Genomic DNA, 24,440 nt, shown 5'->3' with positions numbered 1-24,440 from the left:
GTCTTGCGCCATCACCCGCAAAGCAATCGAGGCACTCTACTGAAGGACCTGCACGACTCTGCGTGTCCTTGGATCAACCAGCACGGTGCGGTCGTTCACGACAGTATAGCGGTAGCTGGTCTGGCCGTATTCGGGCGGCACGTCGTAGTAGATGACGCCCTCGTTCGGGAGTGTCACGCCGACGGCCAGCGGCTCGGCATAGCTGTAGGACGGACGGCGCTGCTCCACGACATAGGCCTGGAAGCGCGGTGTCTGATCGCCGACGATCGCGCCGACCACGGCACCCCCGACCCCGCCGACGACGGCACCGACCGGGCCACCGACAATCGCACCGCCGACCGCTCCGGTCGCCGCGCCGCCGAGCGCGCCGCCCTGGGCTGCCGGTGCGTTCTGGGCGAAAGCGGTCATCGGAATGGCGGAAATCGCGGCGATAAGAATAAATCTCTTCAACATGGAAGTAATCCTTCGCGTGAACCGGCCGGAAGGAATATCCAACAAGCTGACCACCTAGCACTTAAATGTACTCGGTACAAAGAAGTTCCAATTTTATTTTTGAATCGTGCCGACTGGCGCGGTGAGGATTAAAAATTGCTGGAGCGAGGTCCCGGTTTATCGATTCAGCATTAGAGTTGGATCGGCGCGATGGGGATTTCCTCGGTACCTCCCTCGCGATTGAACGGACATGGCCGGCCAATTCGGCCTTTCCATATGCAATAGGCTTCAGTTTAACGCGAGCCGCACAGACCCTGAAGGAGTGGTCGCGCCGCTGCCGGGAGCGGTGGCTGCCCACTGCGTGGCTAGGCCTCTCGCTCACGAACCCGGAAGAAGCGCGTCGTAAGCAGAGGTTGGATAGCTGCCTCGAACCGGTTCTTTGAAAATGCCGCCAGAGAACCTGTTGCGGTTTGCGTATTGCTCAGCCCCCGCTTGCGCAGCGTGTCGACCGCGGCATTGAGGGAAGCCGGAGGGTCGAGCGGGTCCTAAACCGGCAGCAGCGGGGCGATGTCGTGTCCTCCGACTGGCATATCGGCACTTGGGCCGTGTCAGAGTGCCTGACGCTCCAGGCGGAGAAGGCGCCCGGAAATCTCGGTCGTGCCGGCTCACGCAGGGGACGTGTGCCGAGGGTACCTCACGTGCCGCCAGTCATATTTGTCGGGAGCGTTTTGCGGCCTTGGCGCGGCGACGAAAGGGCTAGCTCGGGTGTCGCAAGGGGGCAAGGGTACCTGCCCCAAGGGCTAGGTATCGTGCGCTCGTGGGCTGACGCATTATCGCGAGCCCATGTCGTTGCTGCATTGGCGCGTGTGAGGTTGAGCCTTGGCTCAACCTCACACCTCACACGCGCGCAGCGCACCGCTGGATTTAACAACGGGAGGAATGAGGAGTCGCAGCAAAATCTGCATTCTCCCCGTCGGGGGCTCGCGGACGGGCAGCTGCTCGCGACGAACGGCATCACATCGTCTTCTGCTGCTGATATTTCCCCCTTTTCGATGGACTGAAGGGAGACATGAACGTGACACTGGGTGGTGTTCAGATCGATGGATGGGATGTCGTAACCTTTGGCGCGTTCGCAGTCTGTGGAATGGGCATTCTTGGCGCGCTGGTCTTGATTTTGGGTTTGCCGGGGCGTTTGGCGCTTGCCCGAAATCACCCCGAGGCGGAAGCCGTCAATCTCATGGGATGGCTCGGCTTTCTTGCGGTCGTGCCGTGGATGCAGGCCCTTATGTGGGCGTTCAAGCCGACGGACGTCGTCGATCTCAGACGCTGGCCGGCTGAGGAGCGGCGCGCTGTCGCCGAGATGATCCAAAACATGAAAAGCAAGTCCCGTGCGAGTGCGTCGGAAGACCAACCGACCGCCCCGCCACGCGCTCCGCCGGATGCTTCCCCACCCGCGTCACGTCAAACCTGACGGGCCGAGCCATGTTTATCGCGCTCGCGATTACGACCGTTTACGTCGCGCTGATCTGGCTGGTCTTCTTCCGCTTGAAATGGCTGCGCTTCTCGGTCGGCTGGGGCGTGGTCTCAGCCATGGTTGGCCTGCATGTCATCCTGATCTTTCTGATCGGCATGCGTTTCGTCGCCCCTGGCTCCTACCGGGCGGTGGTCGTGCAGCACACTGTCCAACTCATCCCGCGGCTGACAGATCCGACTGTTCTGACCGAAGTGCTCGTGACCGATAACGTTCCGGTTCGTAAGGGCCAGCCACTCTTCAAGTTTGATCCGACGCTCTATGCCTTGCGTGTGCAGCAACTCGAGGCGCAGTTGGAAGCTGCGCGTCAGAACGCTCGCATTCTGACGACGAATGTCGAGATTGCTGTCCAACGGGCGGCGAAGCTCAAGACCGAACTGGACTACGAACTCTTTCAGAAGGGGATCTTCGACAAACTGGCGCGAGAGCAGGCTGCGCGCGAGGATGACATCCAGAAGTGGCAAAGCCGCGTCAACGGCGCGGAGGCTGCCCATCTCGCGGCAGTCGGTGAACTGGACGCAGCGCGCCAGCTCGCAGAGGCCCAAATCAACGGGGTCAATACGGCGGTCGCCGATATTCAGGCCCAGCTTGGCCAAGCACGCTACTACCTTTCCCACACCACGATCGTTGCCCCGGCTGACGGACGGATCGTCAATTTGCAGGCTCGCCCCGGCATGGTCGTGGGAATTGTGCGGATTGGCGCGATTGCTGCCCTCGTAGTCGACGACGACCGCTACGTTCTCGGACTATTTCGTCAAGAGAACTTGAAATATGTGAAGGGCGGCCAATCGGTCGAGATCGCCATCGATCTCTATCCAGGGCAGATCTTCAAAGGCAGGGTCGACAGCATCTGGTGGGGCACGGGCCAGGGCCAGATGCTGCCGACCGCCGACCTGCCTGTCTTTACCGCGCAGGGTGAGCGCATGGCCGAGGGGCTCTTCGCTGTGAAGATCCATCTCGATGCAGTCGATCAGCTACAATTTCCAATCGGCGCCCAAGGTATCGCCGCGATCTATACGGGCGGCGGCGGCTTCGCTGCCCTGAGGAGGGTGGCCATCCGCGCCTACTCCTGGGCAAACTGGCTATATCCACTGCAATAAGTGAATTGGCGCTGGCCCCTGCTGCGACCATGCTGGGCCAAAGGCATCGTCAGCCGCATCTGGACGGTAGAGCAGGGGGGCGGACCCCTGACCAGATTTGGCTCTCCACCTTGGAGCGGGTCCGACGTGGCTCGCTTCATTTCGGGAACAGGAACTGGAGCTGGGCCCTGAGCTGCCAGTCGGCGGCTCCGATCGGAGGCCTGAGCTTGTGGGCCTGTACGAGCCCATCCCAGCCTATGGATCCTTGTTTGCTATCGCGAGTTTGCTGGCGCCATCGACACCGTGCTTCTGCAGGTCGGCCAGTAATCCTTCGTCCGACAGGTCCAGCCGGTGCGAATGCTTCCAGTCATGATGCGAGACTTCGACCAGGCGCTCGACGAGATGATGGGCGTCGGTTTCGATGGCGAGTTCGCGCCGCGCATCGAAGCTGCCAGGGGTCAGGTTGATCGAGCCGACGATCGCGCGTTTCTCGTCGGCCAGGAGCATCTTGCCATGCAGCTTCAGATTCTTCAGCCGATGGATCTTGGCTCCGACATCTTCCATGATCCGCAGGCCTCCGACACCTTCCACCAGCTTGTCGCTCTTCAGCTTGTGCGGCTGTCGCGCCATGATGTGGACCTCAACACCGCGGTTCAGTGCCCGGACGAGACGCTCGATGATTACCGTGTCCTGGTAACGTTCATTCTGCAGCCATAAGGTTTTCTTGGCGTCGTCAATGAACGCAGCGATCCGTTCGCGGCCGTTATTGGGGCACCAGATCAGCTTCGATGCAGGATCGGGCTCGAATTCCGTCTGTACCCAGTCCGCCTCGAAGCAGCGCACCATCTCCGCGACTTCCAGCTTGTCGGTGGTGGTGACGGCATAGTCGCGCGTCTCGGTGAGATCCCGCGTCTCCCAGTTCAGCGACTCCACGAAGCCGATCGTATCGTCGATCACCATCGACTTCTGGTGGGTGAGCGCAAAGGCCGGGCTGCTGTCGCGCACCTCGATGCCGGCGGCATCGAGCACCTGGCGCGTCTCCTCGTTCTCGCTCGCGCCATCGCGTCGCGCCGGGTTGAGCATGACGCGCACCTGGACACCGCGTTGCTTCGCCGCGAGCACGGCGCCGAGCAGGGTCGGGTCCGTGAATAGGAACATCCTGATATTAAGCGCCCGCGTGGCGGCGTTGATCGGCGCCAGGATGGCCTCGGGGGTATCGTCGGGAAGGACAATCAGTCTGTGCGACATGGCCGGCACTCCTTGAGATGCGCAGGCATGGGTGGGGCGGTCTCACTTGGCCGCGACCGTTTCGAATTGAGCCCGGTTGAGTTCGGCATAAATCCCGCCGCGGGCAATCAGCTCCTCATTCGAGCCCTCTTCCGCGACGATCCCGTCTTTCAGCACGATGATCTTGTCTGCATTTCGGATCGTGCTGAGGCGATGGGCGATCATGATGACGGTGCGGCCCTCCATCAGCCGCCGCAGCCCCTCGATCACCAGGTGCTCGGATTCAGTATCGAGCGCCGCGGTCGGCTCGTCGAGGATCATGATCGGGCTGTCACGAACGACGGCCCGGGCGATGCCGATACGCTGGCGCTGGCCGCCCGACAACGTATCGCCGCGCTCCCCGACCATGGAATCATAGCCATGCGGCATGCGGGCGATGAACTCGTCGGCATTGGCGATCCTGGCCGCTGCGACCACGTCCTCGTCTGTCGCTCCGGGCCGCCCATAGGCGATGTTCTCCCGGATCGTCCCGCGAAACAGCACCGTCTCCTGCAGCACGAAACCAATCTGGGCGCGCAGGGCGGCGAGTTTGAACGCGCCGACATCGGTGCCGTCGATCAGAATGCGCCCACTCTTCGCGTCATAGAAGCGTGGCAGCAGGCTCAGCACGGTGGACTTGCCGGAACCTGTCGGCCCGACGATGCCGACGACCTGCCCTGGCGCGATCGAGAAGGAAACGTCCTGCAGCACAGGGACATCGGCCTCGTAGCCGAACGCGACATGCTCGAAGGTGATCGCGCCCTTGACGCGCCCCGGATCGACGGCATCGGCGCGCTCGCGGATAATGTCGTCGGCGGCGAGGATCGTCTGGATGCGTTCCAGCGCGACGGTCGTCTGTGCGATTGCCGTCGTGGCGCTCGCAAGATCCTGAACGGGTTTGAAGAACTTCGAGAGATAGGCGAGATAGACCGTCAGCGACCCGGCCGTCATCGCGCCTGCGATGATCAGCCCCGTTCCCTTCCAGAGAACGATGGCCGTGCAGAATGCAACCACGATGCTGACCACGGGTGACAGCAGGGACTTGACCCGCCGCGCCTTCAGCGCCGCATCGACCGTCGCCTGGCTCACATCCTGCAGATTCGCGAGTTCGAGATCCTGCCGGCCGAACGCCTTGACCGCCCGGACCGAGCCCAAGCCCTGTTCCACCACTGCCAGGACTTCGCTCTGCCGGACGCGCACCAGGCGCGTAGCCTCTTTCACCGCCCGCTTGAAGCGCATGATGAAAACCAGAAGGAAGGGAATGACGGCGATCGCGATCAAGGTGAAGTCCCAGTCGAGCCAGAACATCAGCCCGACCATGAAGACGATCGTGAGAAGGTCGACGACGATACTCAACGTCGAGGACGAGGCGAAGCTCTGAAGGGTCGAGACGTCGGAGGTGATCGTCGAGATCAGCGCCCCGATCTTGGCATTCTGATAGTAGCGCAGCGACAGACGGTGCAGGTGCTCATAGATGCGGATGCGCAGATCATTGGCAATCCACTGGCCAATGCTGGTGGTGTAGTAATTGTCCAGATAGGTCGCGATCCCGCCGATGATGGCAATGAGCAGCGTTGCGAGTCCTGCGAAAATCGCGACACCGGTCGTATTCCGACTGAACCCGTACTGATGCAGCCATGCGAGCCATTCAGGCAAGTGATGGTTGCCGAGCGCATCGTCCAGGACCAGCTTCAGGGGCCAGGGCGCGGCGAGGCTCGCGGCAATTTCGACCAGCATTGCGCCAAAGGCGATGATCAGCCAGCCACGATAAGGGCGGAGTAGGTCCAGCACCAGCCGTGTCATTCGCCACCTCCTGCACGGGGTCCGTCTCGGCTCGGCACATTCACAGGATCATTTTTCCCTGGCCGGTCCGAGCGCAGCCCCAAGCGCGTCGAACAGGGTCTCGTTCCGCAATGGCTTCGAAAGAACCGCGACGATGTCCGAGGGTTGAGAGGGCTCGCGCACCCCGTCACGATGTGCCGTAATGACGATCGTCGGAATATGGATGCCGGCCTTGATCAGGTGATGGTGAAGCTCGAGGCCGGTCACGCCCGGCATCTGTACGTCGAGGATCAGGCAGGCAGGCGTCCCTCCGGGCAAGGCCGTCAGAAACTCCTGAGCTGAGTTGAAGATCTTCGTCTCATAGCCGCGAATCCTCAGCGTCCGACTCAGGGACTTCAGTACGGACGGATCGTCGTCCACGATAGCGATCCAGGAAGAATCCTGCCCCATGGGGCGGAACGTGAGGCGCTTTTTGCGGGTTGTCGACCTGACCGTTGGGCCAGTACGCAGCGCGTGGCGACTACGCGGAGATGCCGGCCTTTTCTGCCAGGCGCACCAGGTCGGCGACCATGCGAACGCCAAGCTTCTTCATGATCGCCCCGCGGTGGAACTTGATCGTCTTTTCGACGGTGCCGAGCTGGTATGCGATCTGCTTGTTCAGCTTTCCCGCGACCACATATGTCAGAACCTCACGCTCGCGGGGCGTCAAGGTCGCAATTCTGCTCTCAACCGAGTCGAGTTCGGCTTGCGCTTGCCGGGCGCGGGAATCCGCTTCCCTCGCGCGTTCTATTGCAGCCACCAGATCCTGGGCGCTAACCGGCTTGGTCAGGAAATCGACGGCGCCCGCCCTCATCGCACGCACCGTCGTTGGAATGTCGCCCTTGCCGGTGAGAAAGATGACCGGCCGACTGGTCCCTTTGGCTGTCAGTGCCTGCTGAAGTTCAAGGCCGTCATGTCCAGGCATGCAGAGGTCAACGACCGCGCAGCCTGGAATCGAAGCGTCATGATCGGCGAGAAAGTCCTGCGAGGACGTGTATGCCGCAACCTCGTATCGCCTTGTCCCGAGAAGCCGCGATAACGCCTTGATGATGGCTTCGTCGTCATCAACGAGGAAGACCGTAAACATCGGGCGCTCACTCCGCCGGGTTCAGCGATTGCGCTGGCAGCAAGAGGCTCGCGACCGCTCCACCCGTCTCGTCGTTCGCGAGTTCGACCTCGCCACCATAGGCCTCGACGACGGTCGAGCAAATCGCCAGTCCGAGCCCAAGTCCGTTTGGCTTGGTCGTGTAAAAGGGCTCGAACACGTGGCTTGCCGCCTCGGGCTGAATCCCGGGTCCGCAATCCTTGACGCGGACTTCGATCATCTCCGTAGGCGTACGCAACGTCGAAACGGCGATGTTTCGTTCGGGCGTCGGGGTGGAAGCCATCGCGTCCATGGCGTTGACCAGGAGGTTGAGCAGGACCTGCTGCAGCTGGACGGGGTCCGCAACCGTCGTGGGCAGTTCGCCCGCCAGTTCAAGGCTTACACTGATCCTGCGACTGACGAGTTCGTTATGGAGCAAGGAAAGCGTCGACGTGACGAGCTCATTCACATCGACGGGAACAGATGTGGTCTGCCCTTTCTTGAGCAGGTTACGCAAGCGCTGGATGACATTGCTGGCCCGACGATTATCGTCGACGATATCCTGCAACACATCGCGGAGCTCGGCCAGGTCAGGCGAAGCCGCGGCAAGCAAATCGAGCCCCGTTTCCGCATTCGACTGGATTGCCGTCAGCGGCTGATTGATCTCATGGGCGATCGCGCCCGACAGTTCGCCCAGCACCGAAACCCGCATCAGATGTGCCACCTCCTGGCGTTGCAGGGCCGTTTCGATCTCGGCCATCTTCTGGTCGGTAACGTCAATGAAGATTCCGCTGAGCTGCTTCGAATCGCCCCCGGGGTCGGGATGAAACCGCGCGCGAATCCGTATCCAGCGCGGCTCGTCGTCCCGCATGACGCGAACGTCTGCGACGGCCGACTGGTCGCTGTTGGCCGCCTTTGTGAGCGAGTTCATCGCTCCCGCACGATCTTCGGGATGGATTGCAGCAAGGAGCGCATCGCGAGTGAGGGGAGTATGTTCCCCAAGACCGAACAGAGCCCGCGCGTGCTCGGTCGCCCAGAGCGCATCGGTCTCGCGATCGAATTGCCAGAGGGCCAGATTCACGGACGCCGCCGTAAAGGTCATCCGTTCCTCGCTCTCCTTGAGCAGGGCTTCGGCACGCTGTCTTCTGCGCCTCTGGAGCAGCAGGGCACCGGCAACGGCCATCTGCAATGCAGAGATGCCGAGGGCCGCAAGCACCAGATTGTGATGCTGGTCCCAGAGCGTCGGCGTCTTGAACATGACCACAGTGTCGGCGGGGAGATTGCTTTCCCCCAGATTCCAACGCTGCATCGCCCTGGCATCGACACGGTAGCTCTGTCCGGGATTGGTTCGTGGCGGGAGCCCGGCCGGGTCAGCGCCTGCAATGATTTCAAGTGCGAGGTCGGCTGCGGCTATGCCGACAGACTCGAACGTCTCGATGAAGCCGCCAACCGTGCCATTGCCCAGATAGGTATCGTAGGGTGAATAGACGGGAGCGGGAGAAAGCGCGGCCAGCGCCGACGCGACCTCGGCCGGAACAAAACTCTTGCCCGTGCCGTCTGCGAAAACCGTCAGGACGATAACGATCGCATCGACTGGAACACGTCCCAACTCTACAACGAGCGTGTCATACGGCAACCCAAAGAGGTACGTGGCGTCAAGTTCGGCATGAGCTTGCAGCGTCGTCCGCGCTTGGGTTTGCCATCGGCGATCGACTTCAGCACTCCCGGCAATCACCACGACCTTCCGAGAGTTGGGTTGAAGCAGCTTCGCCAATGCGAGCGTCCTTTCCAGATCAAACTCGGTGATGATCCCGGTGACATCGGGTGGCGGCCGTGAAGCCGAATAGGTCGCCGGAGAGATGCTCGTGAACACGACGGGTACGGCGGGAGCGATCGTGGCGCGGTGCTTGATGATGAACGGCAGTGCCAGGCTCCCCAGGGTGACGATGACGTCCGGCGGTGAATGCGCGTATTTGTCACGCAGAAAAGCGGCCGTCCGGTCCTCGTGCGCGGGGTCGGAACTGCGCGCGAGGTCAAGGAACTCCCCATCGATCTCGATCTTGTGAGGAGCGCGCTCCAACAGTCGCTTCCGCGCGGCCTCGCTTATGGCCGTCGTGGCCGGGAATGTATAGTTGAACGCATGAAGAAGAAGGATGCGCGCTGGTTTCCGCTGCGACCGCGCTGGCGGAGCCAGCCAAGGGAAGGCGAGCACCAGAAGGAGCAAGCCCAACGCTCCAATGCCTCGCGTGGTCTTTGCTACAAGTTGTAAACGAACTTCCATCTTTCCTACCGCAGGGACACGTGGAAGGTCTCGAAGTTCTGGAGGGCGGCATTATTCAGCCTCACCTCTACCCTGTCGAGATGCATTTTTGCCGAGCCGAGGCTCCTGGGCGCCCGGTCCCTTTCGGCACAAGCATGGTGTCAGCGGTTGAACCTTGACCGCGGAGCCCCGGGATATCCTGGAGCCCGGAAAGCCCCGATACTGGGCCATGGTCCAGTAGAGGGACGCTCACTTTATCGGTAGAGCCTGCTTGAGAGCCGAGCACTCAGAGAGTGTTTCATGCGAAATCTTGAAATCACGGCACGACCGCTCGCGGCCTCCAGCGATCCTCTGAAACGCTCGCTGAGTGCGGGAACTGCGCCTCCGCGAGATATGCTTGTCATACCGGGCGGCACGTTCAGCATGGGGTCGGATCGACATTACCCTGAGGAGGCTCCGGTCCACCGGGTGACCGTGAACAGCTTCTGGATGGACCGGACGCCGGTCACGAACCGCCAGTTCCGCGACTTCGTTCGCGCTACCGGCCACATCACATGTGCGGAGAGGCGACCGGACCCGAAAGATTACCCGGCGGCCCGGCCGGAGATGCTCTATGCGGGTTCGCTCGTCTTCTCGCCACCCGACCATCCCGCTGACCTGCGCTTCTGGGGCGAGTGGTGGACTTACTTGAAGGGCGCTGACTGGCGGGATCCCTACGGCCCGAAGAGCAGCATCCACGGGCTCGACAACCATCCCGTGGCGCACGTCGCCTTTGCTGATGCGCTGGCTTATGCGCGCTGGGCCGGCATGGACCTGCCGACCGAGGCCGAGTGGGAGTTCGCGGCCCGCGGCGGCCTCGACGGCGCGGAGTTCGCGTGGGGCGCCGAGTTCACGCCCGGCGGCCAGCACATGGCCAACACCTGGCAGGGCGATTTCCCGCGACAGAATCTCGCGCAGGACGGGTTTACGCGCACCTCGCCCGTCACCGCCTTCCCGCCCAATGGCTATGGCCTCTACGACATGATCGGCAATGTCTGGGAATGGACGAGCGATTTCTACGTGGCGAGGCACACCGCTGACGCGCCAAAGGCGTGCTGCATCCCGCAAAACCCGCGCGGCGGCCGCGAGGAGCAGAGCTACGACCCATGCCATCCGGAACTCAGGATCCCGCGCAGGGTCCTGAAGGGCGGCTCACACTTGTGTGCGCCCAATTACTGCCGCCGCTACCGCCCGGCGGCACGCCACCCCCAACTCGTCGACACCTCGGCAAGCCATATTGGCTTCCGCTGCGTCCGGCGCGGCGTCTCGAAGATCTAAAAGAGGAGGATATGCCGTGAAGCATGACATTCTCGCCGGAACAACGAGCACTGCCCCAGATGATAACCGATGGGGGCTCCGTCGCATGCTTGCCAGCGCTCGCGAAACGACGCGAACGGCTCTCCTGGGCGCCACCGCGCTCATTTGTGCCGCAGCGTTGACTCCGGCCGTCGCGCAGGCCCCGGCACAAGCACCGGCCCAGGCGCCGTCCCGGCCGAACATCTTGTTCATCATGGGCGATGACATCGGCATCATGCAGCCGAGCATCTATCACCGCGGGCTGATGGTCGGGGAAACGCCCAATATCGACCGGATCGGCCAGGAAGGCGCGCTCTTCACGCATTATTACGCCGAACAGAGCTGCACGGCCGGCCGCAATGCCTTCTTCACCGGCATGCACCCACTGCGAACCGGCATGATCCCGCCCCAGCTGCCGGGCAGCCCGTCCTATCTGCGGCCAGGCACGCCGGCGCTGGCGAAATTCCTGATCGATCTCGGCTACAACACCGGGGAGTTCGGCAAGAACCATCTCGGCGACCACACGGATGCGTTGCCGACCGCGCACGGCTTCCAGGAGTTCTGGGGTTATCTGTATCATCTCGATGCGATGCAGGGCGTGAGCTTCCCCGACATCAACAGGACCCCCACCCAGCAGACCGTGGCTCCGCCATGCCTGAATACGCCGATCCCGGGCCTTCCCGCGGTTCCCGGCGCGGTGGATCCAAGAACAACCGTTTGCCTGACGCCGCCACGCCCCGTGATTTCCTGCACCTCCTCCAATGGCACCGCAGCCAATCAGACCTGCCGGGACGAAGGTCCGCTGACCCTGGAACGCTCGAAGACGGTGGACGAGGAGATCTCGGCCAAGGTCGTCGACTTCCTCGAGCGCAACGACCCAAGGCGGACCAACAAGCCGTTCTTCGCCTGGTACAACCCGGCCCGCATGCACATCACGACGATGCTGTCGCCGAAATACGAGGCCATGATCGGCGAGCCCGGCGGCAAGGACTGGGGTCTCAACGAGGCCGGCATGAAGCAGCTGGATGACAATATCGGCGTCGTGCTCAAGAAACTGCAAGACATGGGCCAGCTCGACAACACGATTGTCGTGTTCACCACCGACAACGGTGCCGAGACGATCACCTTCCCGGACGGCGGCACCACGCCCTTCAAGGGCGGCAAGCTGAGCACCTGGGAAGGCGGCATGCGCGCGCCGCTCCTCGTCCGCTGGCCAGCCGGCGGCATCCGGCCAGGCACAATCAAGAATGACATCTTCGCGTCGCTCGACTGGCTGCCGACCCTCGTCAACCTCGCGGGCGGAGACAAGGGCGATGCGCTGAACCAGCGCATCATGGCCGGCAGCTATCCCGGCATCGTCAAGACCAAGCTCGATGGCGTCGACCAGGTCGAATACCTTCTCGGACGGTCGGACAAATCGGCACGCGACACGTTCTTCTACTATTCCGGCAAGGACCCTTCGGCGGTGCGCTACAAGAACTGGAAGATCTATTTCGCGATGGTGTCCGATTCGCCAGCCGGCTTCATCTCGGGCGTGCTCCCCTTCCATTGGGCCCAGGTCGTCAATATCAAGCGTGATCCCTTCGAGACATCGATCGGTTCGCAATACAAGACGCTCATGGGCATGGGCGGCACAATCGGCTCCCCCTCCACGGCCTATATCTACGATTGGAACATGCTGCCGATCGGCCAGGCGCTGTGGATGAAGGAACTCCTCTCCTACAAGGACTTCCCGCCGATGCAGGACCCGGCGAGCTACAACCTCGACCAGGTCATGGACCAGATCAAGAACTCGAAAGGCCGGTCCGACTGAGCGCTGGCGAAAGCAATCAGGCCGGCGCCCCGCGCGGGGGCGCCTGCTCCCTTCTCCCAGGCTCGCGAGCACCCGGACCCCAATCAAAGGAGGACGTCATGAAGACCTATGTCGTGACCGGCATTGTGTTATCGGTCGGACTGATCCTGTCGGGCTGCCAGAGTTCGCAATCCAGGCAGCAACAACTCGCCGCGATCTGCGCCGACCCCAATAACAGAGCGCCGAAGTCCGGCTATTGGCGTGAATGCCAGACGCTCTATCCGTCAAGCACGCGGCAATTGCAGAAGGATTATCTGCTCGGCGCCGCTGCCGGAAACTGACGCTTGCCTTGGGTCGAATCGCAGGATCCGGCCCAAGCCCTCCCGGCTGGCCCCCTTCGTCATGCCAGGGTCCCGACGCGAGCAAGCGAGGCTTCGTTGCAAGGACCCGAGTGAAATCGACCTGTATTCCCCCGAAATCTCTGGAGGACGTCATGCCATCCCACGCCTTCACTGCCCTTGCGCTCTCGTTCGGGCTTGCCCTGGCGGGTTGCCAGTCCACGTCGCAAACCGTGCAGCAGAAGGAGGATCTGCTCTCCGCCGCCGGCTTCACCCCGCAGCCCGCAAACACGCCGCAGCGCCTCGCAGCCATGAAGAAGCTGCCGCCCAACAAATTCGTTCAGCAGGTGAAGAATTCGCAGATCATCTACGTCTACGCGGATCCGATCGTCTGCCAATGCGTCTATTTCGGCAACCAGACGGCATACGCTCAGTTCCGCCAGATGGTCTTCGCGCAGAAATTGGCCAACGAGCAGCAGATGACAGCGGTCATGAACCAGAACGCCTTCGATTTCGGACCCTGGGGTGGACCGGGACCATTCATGTACTGAGTTTTGTTTCTCACCGGCATTGGAAGGAAGGCAAGGATGAAGTCGATCAGCTCTCTCGTCGACCTGGACCGACGCATGCTGCTCAAAGGCCTGGCGGCTCTGCCGGCCCTCGCCATCCCCTTGAGTTTCATCGTCTCGTCGGCTTCCGCACAGACCGACGCTCTGCCGTCCTGGAACGAGGGCCCGACCAAGGCATCGATCACCGATTTCGTCTCGCGCGTCACGGCGCAGGGCGGTCCCGACTTCGTCGCACCCGCCGAGCGTATCGCGGTGTTCGACAATGATGGCACGCTGTGGGTCGAGCAGCCGATGTATGTCCAGCTCGCCTTCGTGCTCGATCGCGTCAAGGCGCTCGCGCCGCAGAACCCTGGCTGGAAGACCAAACAACCGTTCAAGGCGGTCCTCGGGGGCGACATGCGGGCCTTGGCGGCATCCGGCGAACAGGGGCTGATGCAGCTGATTGGCGTCACCCATGCCGGCATGACCTCGGAGGAGTTTGCCAAGATCACCACGGACTGGCTGGCGACGGCGCGCCACCCGCGCTTCAGGCGGCCCTATACCGAACTCGTCTACCAGCCGATGCTGGAACTGCTCGCCTATCTCCGGGCCAATGGCTTCAAGACCTATATCGCCTCCGGCGGCGGTATCGAGTTCATGCGCCCATGGACCGACAGGGTCTACGGCATTCCCCCCGAGCAGGTCATCGGCTCCTCGATCAAGACGCGCTTCGAGATGCGCGATGGCAGCCCGGAGATCTTTCGCCTGCCGCAGATCAACTTCATTGACGACACGGTCGGCAAGCCCGTGGGTATCAACCAGCATATCGGCCGCCGGCCGATTGCTGCGTTCGGGAACTCCGACGGGGATCTCGAAATGCTGCAATGGACCACGCTGTCGGGTGGGCCGCGCTTCGGCCTGATCGTCCACCACACCGATGCGGAACGCGAATACGCGTATGACCGCAATTCGCATTTCGGAAAGCTCGACAAGGCGCTCGACGCCGCCGGCGTGAATAAATGGACGGTGGTCGACATGAAGCGGGACTGGAAGAAGATCTTTCCGTTCGCGGAGTGAGGACGGCATTCGGCGGCCGCGCGGCGCAGGGAGGGCGCAGGGAGCATGTCCCGAGGCGCCGAACGAGTGCAGGGTTTCCGTCTGGCTGCGCGCAATGTGAAAGGGGACATCTCATTCATTCTGACACGCCGTGAAAGCGCATTGCGCCGAGCGATCTGGGCTCTTTGCACGCGCCGGCGGAGGCGTGCACACCCACAGGGGAGGCTCCAAATGCTCACGAAACACTTCACTTGCGTCATTTTGCTACTTGCCGGGCTTGGATCGGTGCGGGGTGAGGCTCAGGCGCAAGGCACCGAACCTCGGCCGAACATCCCTCTGCAAAAGACGATCGGTGTAGCCACACCCACGGGGCCAGTTCCCTCGCTCGCCGTCATCAACTCGACAGGCGCAAAGCTGGAGGGAAACACCCTGACTTTGACGGGTGTTTCGGCGAATTCGATCGTTTTCGCTGATCGCCCCGTGCGCGCCGCCGGCCACGTCGCCACCAGGCAGTTCATCATGCAGTGGGACGAAGGAAAGGACAATTTCGCCAAGGATCCGCCGAATGCCACCATATCGGTCCTGGGCGGGGATGGTTCGAAAGTCAGCGACGCCGTGGTGACGTTGCGATCGCCGAAACTCGATGCGGGCAACCTGACCTTTGAGGTCTCAATCCTCGAGGGGAGCCTCACCGGGGCGAGCGGGCCGGCGGCGTTGTTCATCGACCGCTTCGGAGGCTTCGGCGGCGGCGGGTTCGGCGGTCGCCTCGGAGGCGGCGATTTTGGCGGGCGCGACTTGGGCGGCTTCGGCGGAGGTGATCGATTTGGTGGCGGTCTTGCGGGCGATCGGTTTGGCGGCGATGCGCGACTGGGCGACGCGCGATTGGGGGATGATCGTGTGGGCTATGACCGCTGGGGCGCCTATGATCGAGCCCGGGTTGGCGGCGCCTACTGGCATGCGCCGGTCTATAATGGCGCTTGGTATGCCAGTGGGGCGGCGCTGGGTGCGGCTGCCGGACTCGCTGCGACGCGGCCATATGGCTACGGCTATGGTCAGTGCGGGTACTATCCCTATCCGGCCTGCTACTAGATCCCCCGTGGTGCGCCGGGCCGGTGGGGCAAGCGCAAACTGCTCAGGGTCGTTCCCTTCGCGTCGAGACGATCCTCGGCCTGGGATCGACCCGGCGTGACAAGGGATGCCGGCAAGGCAGGTGCGGGCCGCATCCGGCCGCCGCGCGGCGGAGCAAGCTCTCATCCTGCCGGCAGGCCGTAGACCCGCCTCGTCGAGATCTCCTCCCCCGCGTCTGATGCTTCATTCGGCCAATACAGAGGGCTAGAAAATGAGCGGCTCATTGAGAATTCTGGCGCTTGTGCTTGGCGCAGTCGTCGCTGGAGCATTTGGTGATGCCTCGGTCGCGCAGGAGCAGCAGCATTTCCATCCGAAGGGGAACATGCCTTCGCGATTCACGATCGAAGCGCAGGAACAGCAGCGGCGGATATTGCCCCTTGCCGACAAGCAGGACTTCCAGGAAGCGAAGCGCGGCTTCATCGCTTCGCCGCCCTACCGCAAGATCATGAATGACAAGGGCGACGTGGCTTGGAACATGGATAACTGGAACTTCCTCCTGAACGGGAAGGACTATGACAGCATCCATCCGTCACTGCAGCGCCAGGCCTTGCTCAACATGGAGTATGGCCTGTTTGAAGTTGTGCCTGGCATCTATCAGGTCCGTGGCTTCGACCTCGCCAACGTCTCGTTCATCCGAGGGAATACCGGCTGGATCGTGATCGACCCCCTGACCGTCAAGGAAACATCTCGCGCCGCGCTCAGGTTCATCAACGAGAGACTCGGCGAACGCCCCGTCGTGGCCGTGATCATTTCCCATTCCCATGGTGACCATTTCGGCGGAATCCGCGGCGTCGTGGATGATGCTGCGCTGGCGGTAGGAAAGCTGCAGATCATTGCCCCCAAGGGCTTCATCAACGAGGCCATCTCCGAGAATCTCTATGCCGGCAACGCGATGACCCGCCGCAAGAGCTATACCTATGGCGACCTGCTGCCTCAGAGCCCTTATGGCCATGTCGATTCATCGATCGGCAAGGGAGTCGCCAGCGGCGATGTCGGGATCCTGCCCCCGACCCGGAGCATCGAGCAGCCGGTCGAGGAATTGACCATCGACGGCGTGCGGATGGTTTTTCAGAACACGCCCGGCACCGAAGCGCCGGCGGAGATGAACACCTGGTTTCCCGATTTCAAGGCGTTCTGGGCCGCGGAGAACATCGTCGCCAGCCAGCACAATGTGCTCACCTTGCGGGGCGCGCCGGTGCGCGATGCGCTGGCGTGGTCGCAGTATATCAACGAGGCGCTGTACCGGTTCGGCGATCAGGCGGAGGTGATGTTCGCATCGCATAGTTGGCCCCGCTGGGGAAAGGCGCGGATTGCCGAGGTGATGCGCGGACAACGCGACATGTACGCGAACCTGAACAACCAGGTCCTGCATCTGGCGAATTCTGGCGTGACGATCAACCAGATCCACAATGTCTATGAGCCGCCCAAAAGCCTGCTTCAGCAATGGTATGACCGCGGCTATCACGGCTCCTACCTGCATAACAGCCGGGCCGTGATCCAGCGTTACCTTGGATTCTGGGATCTGAACCCGGCAACCCTGGTCCCACTGTCGCCGGAGGAATCGGCACCGCTTTACGTGGAGATGATGGGCGGCGCCGCGAAGGTGATGGCGAAGGGGCGCGAGCTCTACGAACAGGGCATGTACCGTCACGCAACCGAGATTCTCAACAAGCTGGTCTATGCGGAGCCGGGCAATCAGGACGCAAAAAATCTCCTCGCCGACACGTTCGAGCAGATGGGCTACCAGTTCGAGAGCCCGAGCCTGCGTAACAGCTTCCTGGCCGGCGCCAAGGAGCTGCGCGATGGCGTCATCGCGGTGAAAGCGGCAAAGGCGGGCAGTCCCGACTTCGTACGCGGCACCACCACCGAGCTGTTCCTGAATTACCTCGGGGTCCAGATGGACAGCCGCAAGGCCGACGGCATGAAGTTCAAGATCAATATCTCGACGCCGGATAATGGCGAGCGGTTTGTGGTCGAGATGAGCAATGCGACGCTGACGACGATCGCCGGCTATCAGGCCGCGGATGCAGATCTGACGATCACGATCGACCGCCGCGAGCTGGAGGACGTGATGATCGGCACTGCGAAGCTGGCCGACAAGGTCTCGGCCGGAAGGGCCAGGATGGAAGGAAATCCCGCCGTGCTCGCGCAGCTCGGTTCGACAATGGTCAAGTTCGACAATTGGTTCGAAGTCCTGCCGGGCACGAAGAAGGAGACCGGAACTTCGCCAAGACCCGAAATCCTGCAGGACGACGCGATCTATTACGAGGGGCCCTGACTAAACCAACGAAGGGCTCAGTCATCCCGGAGCACGAAAGCTCCTCGGCTTTCTTTTCGGACCTTTATTGCGGCGAGCCGTGTTGCTTGCGGCCGCGGTGACGCCAAAGCCAGATGATGAGCACGACCGCGGCGATCGCAGCCAGGACGAGCGGGAGCACCCTTATCCCAACATGACCCCATCGCGGGATATAGGCCGCGATCCCGGACATGTGCGTGCCGAAATAGAAGGCGCCGGCACCCCAGACGGCAACCCATAGCGCGCCGCCGAGCGCGTTGAAGAGCAGGAAGCGCCGCCAGTCCATTCCGATCGTGCCGGCGGCGATGCCATTGAGCTGCCGAAGGATGTTGACGAACCGCGCCGCGGCGACCGTCGCTGGACCATAACGTGCAAAGACCGCTTCGACGCGATTGAAGCGCTCCGGTGTCAATCCGATCCGGGATCCATGCTTGAGTATGACGGCTCGGCCGAAGGTCCGGCCGATCAGGTAACCGACATTGTCGCCGAGCACAGCTCCCACCCAGGCATTGAAGAGGACGGCGGACAAGGACAGCTCGCCACGGGAAGCGAGCACGCCGGCGAAGATCAGCGCGGATTCCCCCGGCAAAGGTGCTCCGAGCGACTCCAGAAACAGGATCACGAAGATGGCGAGAGCGCCATATTCGCGAATATAGGGCTCGACGGCCGAAAACAGATGTTCCATTCCGCGCGTCGCCTCGCTGGATCATCGCAGCGGCTATCGTATCCTGTCTGAAGAAAATCGGCACATCCTTGGTGGGCGGATCACCCGGCCAGTAAATTGATGAGTCGCGGCGGAAGGCTCCACGGTCGACCGGAACGCCGGGCCAGGACTGTCCGCAGTCCGGTCGCAGGCGCCGTCTTCATCTTATTGTGGACGTTGAGTCATTGCGTCTAAGATCTTTGGCGGACTCAGGTTTTAGCCTGGCCCACGAGCGCCAGCCTGGGGCCGGTGGCTGCCAGGGGCGCAACCGGCACAGTCGCCCTTACTTGAACGCCATCGGGGCGACGAAGAGTGCGGCGAGAGCCAACACGACCCCGATGCGCAGCCAGACAGCCCTGACGTGATGTCTCACAAGCATGCGACGCTCCCCCAGACGCAACGACGGAACTCACGTAGCGAACCCGTCGCGGACCTCGATTCCGGTGACGGAGCCAGCCAAGCCTCGATCTCATCTTGAACCTGCCCGCGGGCGGCGCAAGCGGCCTTGATGCTGCCGGGCTCGTGGCCGGGGTCACGACTTCGTCAACGGGCAGCGCTGCCTCAAGGCTTGCCCCCGGGACGACGGGCTCTCCCGTCAGGAAACCGCCATCATCCGCGAGCACAACGCTGGCATCATCCCAGCATGCGGCGCGAGCCTCATCCTCGACTGCGGCAGGCTGCGGTTGGTTCGTTTGCGGATATCGGCCGCTGTAGACGGCCGCCGCGAGGGGGCGATCCGATCTGGCGAGGGCGCCCGAAAGCGGCCCGAGCGCGGCCACTTGCAAGGCGCTGTCGCCCCACCATCACAGCAAGGGAGACGCGACCATGCCTGAGCTCTCGAACAACTTGATGGAACCGTGGAAGAATTCTCTGACTGTCGCAGTCGAGACGAACAGGCTCGCCCTCGACAATGCTCAGAAGCTTGGCGTGCTGCAGATGGGCCTGCTGCGGAGTTGCATGGACCTGGGCTTCGCGCGTCTGAAAGCCGCCGCTGAGATCAAAGACACGGATGACCTTCTGGCGTTCCAGGCCGGCCAGATCGAGGCCGCGATGAGCTTGTCCGAAAAGCTGATCGACGACAGCAAGGCACTGGCTGATCTCGGCGAGGGGATCATGGAGGAATGCGGCAGGCTGACCGAAGAGGCCATCGGTCAATCACCGCAGCCGCTGGCTCTGCAAGGCAGGGTCTCGCACAAGGCTGCGTGAGCGCGGCCGGCTTCGCGCAGTCATTGCCCGGGCGGTTGGCAGGCTTCCGGCGAGGTTAAGGCGGGGCCGCTGCGCGGAGAGTGAGCCCGTCATAGCAAGTGGTGGTGCAGCCGGCGGAGCCTTGCCCTGGTTCGCTGCGCCTATCGCGGCGTTGCCATCCGGCCGACGACGGCCAGGGCGAATTCCACGAGGTAGGCGTTGAGCGTCAGCGACGCCGTGCTGGCCGCGGCCACATCCCTGCTGGCGATGCCCTTGAGGATCTGCTGGTGGAGCCGCTTGCCGCGTGCGATCTCCTGCTGCTCGTCCCGCACATGCATCACCCAGAAGCGCCGCGACAAGGACTGCAGCGGCGTCATCAGGGCCGCGAGATAGGGATTATGCGCCGCCTCGATGATCAGCGCGTGAGTCTGTCCGACCGTTTCTGAATAGTCGTGCAGCGTGAATTCGCCATCGAGCGCGGCCGCCAGCTTTTCGATCGCCGCAAGGTCCTTCTGCGTTGCTCGCGCGCAGGCAAGCTCCACCGCGAGCAACTCGTTGGCGCGCCGCACCTCCAGGCCGCTGAGCTGATCCTCGATCGAGATGCCGGGGATTTCGATGCCCTTGTTGGGGTGGATCCTCACCATGTAGCTGAGCGCGAGGCGCTGGATCGCCTCCCGCACCGGCGTCCGGCCGAGCCCGGTCAACTCCATCAGATGACGCTCCGAGACCATCGAGCCAGGCTTCAATTCGCCCCGGACGATGAGGCGCTGCAGCACGACGACGGCTTCTTCCGACTGGTTCATCTCGCCCTTCCGCGCCGCGCTGTCTCGCCGCGCAGGCCGGCAGCGGCGTTCGATTCCGCCTACTTCATCCGCGCCGGCTTTCCAAACCATTATTCATCCGATATATCGGTTGCATATTATCGATGTTCAATGTCGCCGCCGGAGGAATGATCCTTGAAATACGCCCCTCATCTCGAGCCCAGTCCCTTGCCGTTTTCGCCCTTCAAGAGCTGCACGGTGCCGCGGCCGATCGGCTGGCTGTCGAGCGTCAGCGCAGCCGGCGTCGAGAACATCGCGCCCTACAGCCAGTGGCAAAACCTCACCTTCGACCCGCCGATGGTGATGTTCTCGGCGAACCAGTATCCAGACGGTCGCCGCAAGGACACGGTCCTCAATGCCGAGGAGACGGGCTGGTTCGTCTGGAACATGGCGACCTTCGACCTGCGCGAGGCCGTGAACATCAGCGCGATGGCCTTGCCCGCGCATGAGAGCGAGTTCGATCGCCTGAATGTCACCCGCGACTATGCCGATAACGCGCGCATTCCCATGGTCAGGGAAAGCCCGGTCAAGTTCGAGTGCAGATATGTCAGCACTCACCGGATCAAAGGCAATTCCCCCGTCGGCTCCATCGATATCGTCTTCGCCCAGGTCGAGAAGATCCATATCGATGACGGTGTGATCTTGCCGAGCGGAAAGCTCGACATCGAGAAGATCAAGCCGATCGCCCGCCTGGGCTATTTTGACTACACGGTGGTCAAGGACGTCTTCGAGATGCGGGTTCCGGGCGCGGACGGAGACGCGCGGCAAGGGCTGGAAGGGCGGTCCACCTTGCGCTGACGGTTTCACCGATTTTCTAGCCGAAGAACCAAACAATAAGAGGGGAATTCCATGTCAACGGCCGAGCTATCCCTGGCGGATCGCGCCCCGACCTCGCGTCGCATCAAGGATCTGATCGCGGTCAATTTCGGAAATACGCTGGAGTGGTTCGATTGGGCGATCTATACGATCTTCGCTCCCTATTTCGCGCTTCAGTTCTTTCCGTCGAACGATAAGTCGGCCGCGTTGCTGGCGGCCCTGGCCGTATTCGCGGCCGGTTTCCTGACCAGGCCGCTGGGTGGCCTGATCTTCGGGCTCTACGCCGACCGCGTCGGCCGCAAGAAGAGCCTGACGCTCGCCATGCTGGTGACGGCCGGCGGCAGCGTCGTCATCGCCTGCGCCCCGACCTATGCCTCGGCCGGCCTGTTTGCCTCCGTCGTCCTGCTGGTCGCGCGCCTCGCCCAGGGCATCGCCCATGGCGGCGAGATGGGCACATCGGTGACCTATCTGGTCGAGCGCGCACCGTCGCACAGGCGCGCGCTCTACGGCAGCACGTCGTGGATGAGCGTCGTGCTCGGCACGATGATCGCGACCTGTACCGGTCTCCTGCTCAATGCCAATCTCGAACGGGCGGCCCTGGAAAGCTGGGGCTGGCGCATCCCCTTCGCGATGGGGGGGCTGCTCGGGCTCTACGGCCTGTACCTCAGGCGTAAGCTGACGGAAACGGCCAGCTTCGAGAAGAAGCAGGCGCAGGCCGCCAAGGCGACGGGACTTGCGCCGCTTGCACGGAACTGGCGTGGCGTCGCCGTGGTCTTCGGGCTCTCCGCCGGCGGCTCGATCATGTTCTACACTTGGCTGATCTACAGCCCGACCTTCGCCCAGATCAGCCGTGGCCTCGACGCCAAGTCGGCATTGACGGCAAGCCTGATCGCGCAAGCGGTCTTCTTCGCCGCGATCCCGCTGGTCGGCTGGCTCGCCGACCGGTTCGGACGGAGGCCCTTCATCATCCTGTTCGGGCTTGGCTTCATCGCCTTGACCTTCACCTTGGACGGCATGATCACCAACCAGTTCAGCGGGCTGCTCTCGGCGATGATCGCGGCGCTGCTGATCCTGGCCTGCCTATTCGGGGTGAACACGGCGGTCTGGGCCGAGGTGTTTCCCACCGAGGTTCGGGCGACCGGGGTGAGCGGGCCGCTCTCATTGGCGACCGCGATCTTCGGGGGCACCGCGCCCTATGTGAACACCTATCTCGCCCAGCAGGGCCAGCATTCGCTGTTCCTCGTCTATCTCATGGTCGTGTCCGCGATCACCTTGCTGACCGGCTTCCTGATCCCGGAAACCAGGTATCTCGATCTGGACAGGCCGGACACCGGCCGCCTGGCCAACACCCCGCGAGAATGATCCCGGAGGATACCAGCCTCGGCCTGAGGGCCAAGGTGAACAGAGGAGGGCCGCGCGCGCGGCCCTCTGCACCGTCTCCAACCCCGCCACCGGCAGGCTGTCGCTCATCGCCACTCCGGAGGCGGGGGCAGGGCGGCCCGACCGAAATCCCGGCACGGCTCCGGCTCGGCGATGCCCGCCTTGGGCCGCTGCTCAGGCCGACAGCGTCAGCGGAGCCAGCCGCCTGATGAAATCGGCCTGCGAGCGGCTGCCGGTTTTCGCCAGCACCGCTTTGACCTGGCCGCGAACCGTCTCCCGGCCGACCCCGCGTGTCCCAGCGAGTTCCTCGACCGTGCGGCCGTCCAGGAGCCCGCCGGCGACAGCTGCCTCCGCCCGGGTCAGATCATAGAGCTCACAAAGCAGCGAGGCTTCGATCCGCAGGCTGCGGGCTGAGGTGGTGATGACGAGCAGGGCCTGGGCGCGCGAAAAGACATCCCGCGCTTGCCGGCGGACCGGCATGACATGGATGATGAAGGCGGGAAGATCGCCCTTGGCCGGCACCGGGATCGACCGCGTATCGCCCATGCGATCATGCCCGAGATCGGCGAGCGCCCTTTGCAGAAGCGTGTTCGCACGGGGATCATCGAGCGCGATCCTGTCCCTGGCCTTAAGGACGATCTGCCCGAGCAGGGCTTCGAAGCCCGGGTTGGCGGCGTAGACGGCGCCGCCTGCGCCCACCAGCGCAGCCGGAGATCCGGCCTTCTCGAAGGAATCGAGGCTGGCCTGGGCCCGTTGCATCTGGAGCTTTGAGGCAAGGACCGCGGCCCGGGCGAGGTGGGGGCGGACGCTGTCGAGCAGTTCGGTCTCGCGACGGGAGACCGGACCCAGTTCGAACTTGCGCTCCAGCGTGAAGACGATGGTCTCGCCCGATGCCGAGCGCACATGGGTGGCCGTGCCCCAGCCATAGCCCTCGGGCCGCAGGAAATCGCGATAGAGCGCGGTCTCCCTCAGCTCGTCGTCCGTGAAGAGGTCGTGATCGGTCACGAAACCGGTCCCGCCATGCGCCAAGAGGCCGGCCATGCGGGCATTCCTGTCCATCCAGCCCTGATCCAGGAAGCGCTGGAAGACCGGTGAAAACGCCCTGGACGCGACCCAGTTCGTGCCCTGTCCTGAATGCACGAAGAGAAGTCCCCCGGTACAGCCCGCGATCTCCGCCAGCCGTTCGATCGCAGTCGGCCAGACCTCCGGAACCGCGGCGGCCTCATAGAGCATGGCGACCGCATCCCCAAACTCGTTCGCATCAAGCATGGCCGTCCATCCCCCCCGCCGACGAGAGTGGAACAGTGCCGGCCATTCCTCAATCGTTTTGGCCGAGACCCGTTCCGGAGACAGATGATCGCCAGGACGATTGCTGGCCGATGGAGCGAAACCTTGGCCGGGCAGGGGGGCAGTTCGGTCGCCGCGCCGCCTTCATCTTATGGTGGACGTTGAGAGACCGCGCGTAAGGGATTCAGCCGACTCATCTATTGACCTGCCCCTCGAACAAGCTGGGGTGGGGAACAACGCGATGTTCGGCACACTGAGTGCCTGGAGCGGCGTGAGGAGCGC

At 62.9% G+C, this 24,440-nt stretch carries 21 protein-coding genes; 12 read left to right on the top strand and 9 right to left on the bottom strand.

Annotated features, from left to right (window positions below; translation table 11 throughout):
* Window positions 1-36 precede the first annotated feature (36 nt).
* A complete protein-coding gene (locus tag AB4099_RS21730) occupies window positions 37-453 on the bottom strand; it encodes a DUF1236 domain-containing protein (RefSeq protein WP_113511268.1) in 417 nt (138 codons plus the stop codon).
* Between the two features lie 1,048 nt (window positions 454-1,501).
* Between AB4099_RS21730 and AB4099_RS21725 the strand changes: the two genes are divergently transcribed.
* Together AB4099_RS21725 and AB4099_RS21720 are read left to right on the top strand one after the other, a co-directional pair.
* On the top strand, window positions 1,502-1,903 hold the full coding sequence (locus AB4099_RS21725) for a hypothetical protein (protein WP_441479588.1): 402 nt from the start codon (window positions 1,502-1,504) through the stop codon (window positions 1,901-1,903).
* A gap of 11 nt (window positions 1,904-1,914) precedes the next feature.
* Window positions 1,915-3,063 (top strand): HlyD family secretion protein, encoded by a 1,149-nt coding sequence (locus AB4099_RS21720; RefSeq protein WP_113511274.1) that lies wholly within the window; start codon window positions 1,915-1,917, stop codon window positions 3,061-3,063.
* Between the two features lie 234 nt (window positions 3,064-3,297).
* Here AB4099_RS21720 and AB4099_RS21715 read toward each other — a convergent pair whose 3' ends face one another.
* The 5 genes from AB4099_RS21715 to AB4099_RS21695 all read right to left on the bottom strand — a co-directional run bounded on the left by AB4099_RS21715 (window position 3,298) and on the right by AB4099_RS21695 (window position 9,437).
* A complete protein-coding gene (locus AB4099_RS21715) occupies window positions 3,298-4,290 on the bottom strand; it encodes a phospholipase D-like domain-containing protein (protein ID WP_113511280.1) in 993 nt (330 codons plus the stop codon).
* 42 nt (window positions 4,291-4,332) lie between these two features.
* Complete coding sequence (locus AB4099_RS21710; protein WP_441479587.1) at window positions 4,333-6,111, bottom strand: ABC transporter ATP-binding protein; 1,779 nt, start codon at window positions 6,109-6,111, stop codon at window positions 4,333-4,335.
* A gap of 48 nt (window positions 6,112-6,159) precedes the next feature.
* Window positions 6,160-6,510, bottom strand: a complete 351-nt coding sequence (locus tag AB4099_RS21705) for a response regulator transcription factor (RefSeq protein WP_441479586.1) — start codon at window positions 6,508-6,510, stop codon at window positions 6,160-6,162.
* A gap of 100 nt (window positions 6,511-6,610) precedes the next feature.
* Entirely contained in the window at window positions 6,611-7,216 is a 606-nt protein-coding gene (locus AB4099_RS21700; RefSeq protein ID WP_113511295.1) for a response regulator transcription factor, read from the bottom strand.
* Between the two features lie 7 nt (window positions 7,217-7,223).
* Window positions 7,224-9,437: a sensor histidine kinase gene (locus tag AB4099_RS21695; RefSeq protein WP_162767944.1), complete on the bottom strand. Its 2,214-nt coding sequence runs from the start codon at window positions 9,435-9,437 to the stop codon at window positions 7,224-7,226.
* Window positions 9,438-9,866: 429 nt separating this feature from the next.
* Between AB4099_RS21695 and AB4099_RS21690 the strand changes: the two genes are divergently transcribed.
* The 7 genes from AB4099_RS21690 (at window position 9,867) to AB4099_RS21660 (ending at window position 17,948) form a co-directional block, all read left to right on the top strand.
* Entirely contained in the window at window positions 9,867-10,790 is a 924-nt protein-coding gene (locus AB4099_RS21690) for a formylglycine-generating enzyme family protein (RefSeq protein WP_441479624.1), read from the top strand.
* Window positions 10,791-10,875: 85 nt separating this feature from the next.
* Window positions 10,876-12,621, top strand: coding sequence for an arylsulfatase (locus AB4099_RS21685; RefSeq protein WP_441479623.1), 1,746 nt, complete (start codon window positions 10,876-10,878; stop codon window positions 12,619-12,621).
* Window positions 12,622-12,719: 98 nt separating this feature from the next.
* Window positions 12,720-12,941: a hypothetical protein gene (locus AB4099_RS21680; RefSeq protein ID WP_113511313.1), complete on the top strand. Its 222-nt coding sequence runs from the start codon at window positions 12,720-12,722 to the stop codon at window positions 12,939-12,941.
* Window positions 12,942-13,093: 152 nt separating this feature from the next.
* A complete protein-coding gene (locus AB4099_RS21675) occupies window positions 13,094-13,489 on the top strand; it encodes a hypothetical protein (RefSeq protein WP_441479585.1) in 396 nt (131 codons plus the stop codon).
* A 75-nt stretch (window positions 13,490-13,564) separates the two neighbouring features.
* Complete coding sequence (locus AB4099_RS21670; protein WP_441479622.1) at window positions 13,565-14,563, top strand: HAD family hydrolase; 999 nt, start codon at window positions 13,565-13,567, stop codon at window positions 14,561-14,563.
* Between the two features lie 210 nt (window positions 14,564-14,773).
* A complete protein-coding gene (locus tag AB4099_RS21665; protein ID WP_441479584.1) occupies window positions 14,774-15,631 on the top strand; it encodes a hypothetical protein in 858 nt (285 codons plus the stop codon).
* A 250-nt stretch (window positions 15,632-15,881) separates the two neighbouring features.
* Window positions 15,882-17,948: an alkyl/aryl-sulfatase gene (locus AB4099_RS21660; RefSeq protein ID WP_113511326.1), complete on the top strand. Its 2,067-nt coding sequence runs from the start codon at window positions 15,882-15,884 to the stop codon at window positions 17,946-17,948.
* Between the two features lie 64 nt (window positions 17,949-18,012).
* On the opposite strand, the gene AB4099_RS21655 is transcribed toward AB4099_RS21660, so the two are convergent.
* Window positions 18,013-18,651, bottom strand: a complete 639-nt coding sequence (locus AB4099_RS21655; RefSeq protein ID WP_113511332.1) for a DedA family protein — start codon at window positions 18,649-18,651, stop codon at window positions 18,013-18,015.
* 843 nt (window positions 18,652-19,494) lie between these two features.
* Here AB4099_RS21655 and AB4099_RS21650 point away from each other — a divergent pair.
* On the top strand, window positions 19,495-19,875 hold the full coding sequence (locus AB4099_RS21650; RefSeq protein WP_113511338.1) for a phasin family protein: 381 nt from the start codon (window positions 19,495-19,497) through the stop codon (window positions 19,873-19,875).
* A gap of 140 nt (window positions 19,876-20,015) precedes the next feature.
* Here AB4099_RS21650 and AB4099_RS21645 read toward each other — a convergent pair whose 3' ends face one another.
* On the bottom strand, window positions 20,016-20,657 hold the full coding sequence (locus tag AB4099_RS21645) for a GntR family transcriptional regulator (RefSeq protein WP_441479583.1): 642 nt from the start codon (window positions 20,655-20,657) through the stop codon (window positions 20,016-20,018).
* Window positions 20,658-20,810: 153 nt separating this feature from the next.
* Here AB4099_RS21645 and AB4099_RS21640 point away from each other — a divergent pair, with 153 nt between their 5' ends.
* Both AB4099_RS21640 and AB4099_RS21635 read left to right on the top strand, forming a co-directional pair.
* Window positions 20,811-21,473, top strand: coding sequence for a flavin reductase family protein (locus AB4099_RS21640; protein ID WP_113511342.1), 663 nt, complete (start codon window positions 20,811-20,813; stop codon window positions 21,471-21,473).
* Between the two features lie 51 nt (window positions 21,474-21,524).
* Entirely contained in the window at window positions 21,525-22,853 is a 1,329-nt protein-coding gene (locus AB4099_RS21635; RefSeq protein WP_113511344.1) for an MFS transporter, read from the top strand.
* Window positions 22,854-23,045: 192 nt separating this feature from the next.
* Here the strand turns inward: AB4099_RS21635 and AB4099_RS21630 are convergent, their stop codons facing one another.
* Window positions 23,046-24,140 (bottom strand): helix-turn-helix transcriptional regulator, encoded by a 1,095-nt coding sequence (locus AB4099_RS21630; RefSeq protein WP_441479582.1) that lies wholly within the window; start codon window positions 24,138-24,140, stop codon window positions 23,046-23,048.
* Window positions 24,141-24,440: the final 300 nt, after the last annotated feature.

This window comes from Allobosea sp. 2KB_26, from assembly GCF_052115715.1.
In the GTDB taxonomy this organism is placed as follows: domain Bacteria; phylum Pseudomonadota; class Alphaproteobacteria; order Rhizobiales; family Beijerinckiaceae; genus Allobosea.
Note: the sequence above shows the minus strand (reverse complement) of the source record. Positions and strands in the feature narration are given on the sequence as shown.

Coding starts and splice junctions, on each gene's coding strand:
- AB4099_RS21710 (WP_441479587.1), bottom strand. CDS start 6,111: ATGACACGGCTGGTGCTGGACCTACTCCGCCCTTATCGTGGCTGGCTG.
- AB4099_RS21730 (WP_113511268.1), bottom strand. CDS start 453: ATGTTGAAGAGATTTATTCTTATCGCCGCGATTTCCGCCATTCCGATG.
- AB4099_RS21685 (WP_441479623.1), top strand. CDS start 10,876: ATGCTTGCCAGCGCTCGCGAAACGACGCGAACGGCTCTCCTGGGCGCC.
- AB4099_RS21655 (WP_113511332.1), bottom strand. CDS start 18,651: ATGGAACATCTGTTTTCGGCCGTCGAGCCCTATATTCGCGAATATGGC.
- AB4099_RS21725 (WP_441479588.1), top strand. CDS start 1,502: ATGAACGTGACACTGGGTGGTGTTCAGATCGATGGATGGGATGTCGTA.
- AB4099_RS21630 (WP_441479582.1), bottom strand. CDS start 24,140: ATGCTTGATGCGAACGAGTTTGGGGATGCGGTCGCCATGCTCTATGAG.
- AB4099_RS21670 (WP_441479622.1), top strand. CDS start 13,565: ATGCTGCTCAAAGGCCTGGCGGCTCTGCCGGCCCTCGCCATCCCCTTG.
- AB4099_RS21715 (WP_113511280.1), bottom strand. CDS start 4,290: ATGTCGCACAGACTGATTGTCCTTCCCGACGATACCCCCGAGGCCATC.
- AB4099_RS21700 (WP_113511295.1), bottom strand. CDS start 7,216: ATGTTTACGGTCTTCCTCGTTGATGACGACGAAGCCATCATCAAGGCG.
- AB4099_RS21645 (WP_441479583.1), bottom strand. CDS start 20,657: ATGAACCAGTCGGAAGAAGCCGTCGTCGTGCTGCAGCGCCTCATCGTC.
- AB4099_RS21720 (WP_113511274.1), top strand. CDS start 1,915: ATGTTTATCGCGCTCGCGATTACGACCGTTTACGTCGCGCTGATCTGG.
- AB4099_RS21690 (WP_441479624.1), top strand. CDS start 9,867: ATGCTTGTCATACCGGGCGGCACGTTCAGCATGGGGTCGGATCGACAT.
- AB4099_RS21635 (WP_113511344.1), top strand. CDS start 21,525: ATGTCAACGGCCGAGCTATCCCTGGCGGATCGCGCCCCGACCTCGCGT.
- AB4099_RS21665 (WP_441479584.1), top strand. CDS start 14,774: ATGCTCACGAAACACTTCACTTGCGTCATTTTGCTACTTGCCGGGCTT.
- AB4099_RS21680 (WP_113511313.1), top strand. CDS start 12,720: ATGAAGACCTATGTCGTGACCGGCATTGTGTTATCGGTCGGACTGATC.
- AB4099_RS21675 (WP_441479585.1), top strand. CDS start 13,094: ATGCCATCCCACGCCTTCACTGCCCTTGCGCTCTCGTTCGGGCTTGCC.
- AB4099_RS21660 (WP_113511326.1), top strand. CDS start 15,882: ATGAGCGGCTCATTGAGAATTCTGGCGCTTGTGCTTGGCGCAGTCGTC.
- AB4099_RS21650 (WP_113511338.1), top strand. CDS start 19,495: ATGCCTGAGCTCTCGAACAACTTGATGGAACCGTGGAAGAATTCTCTG.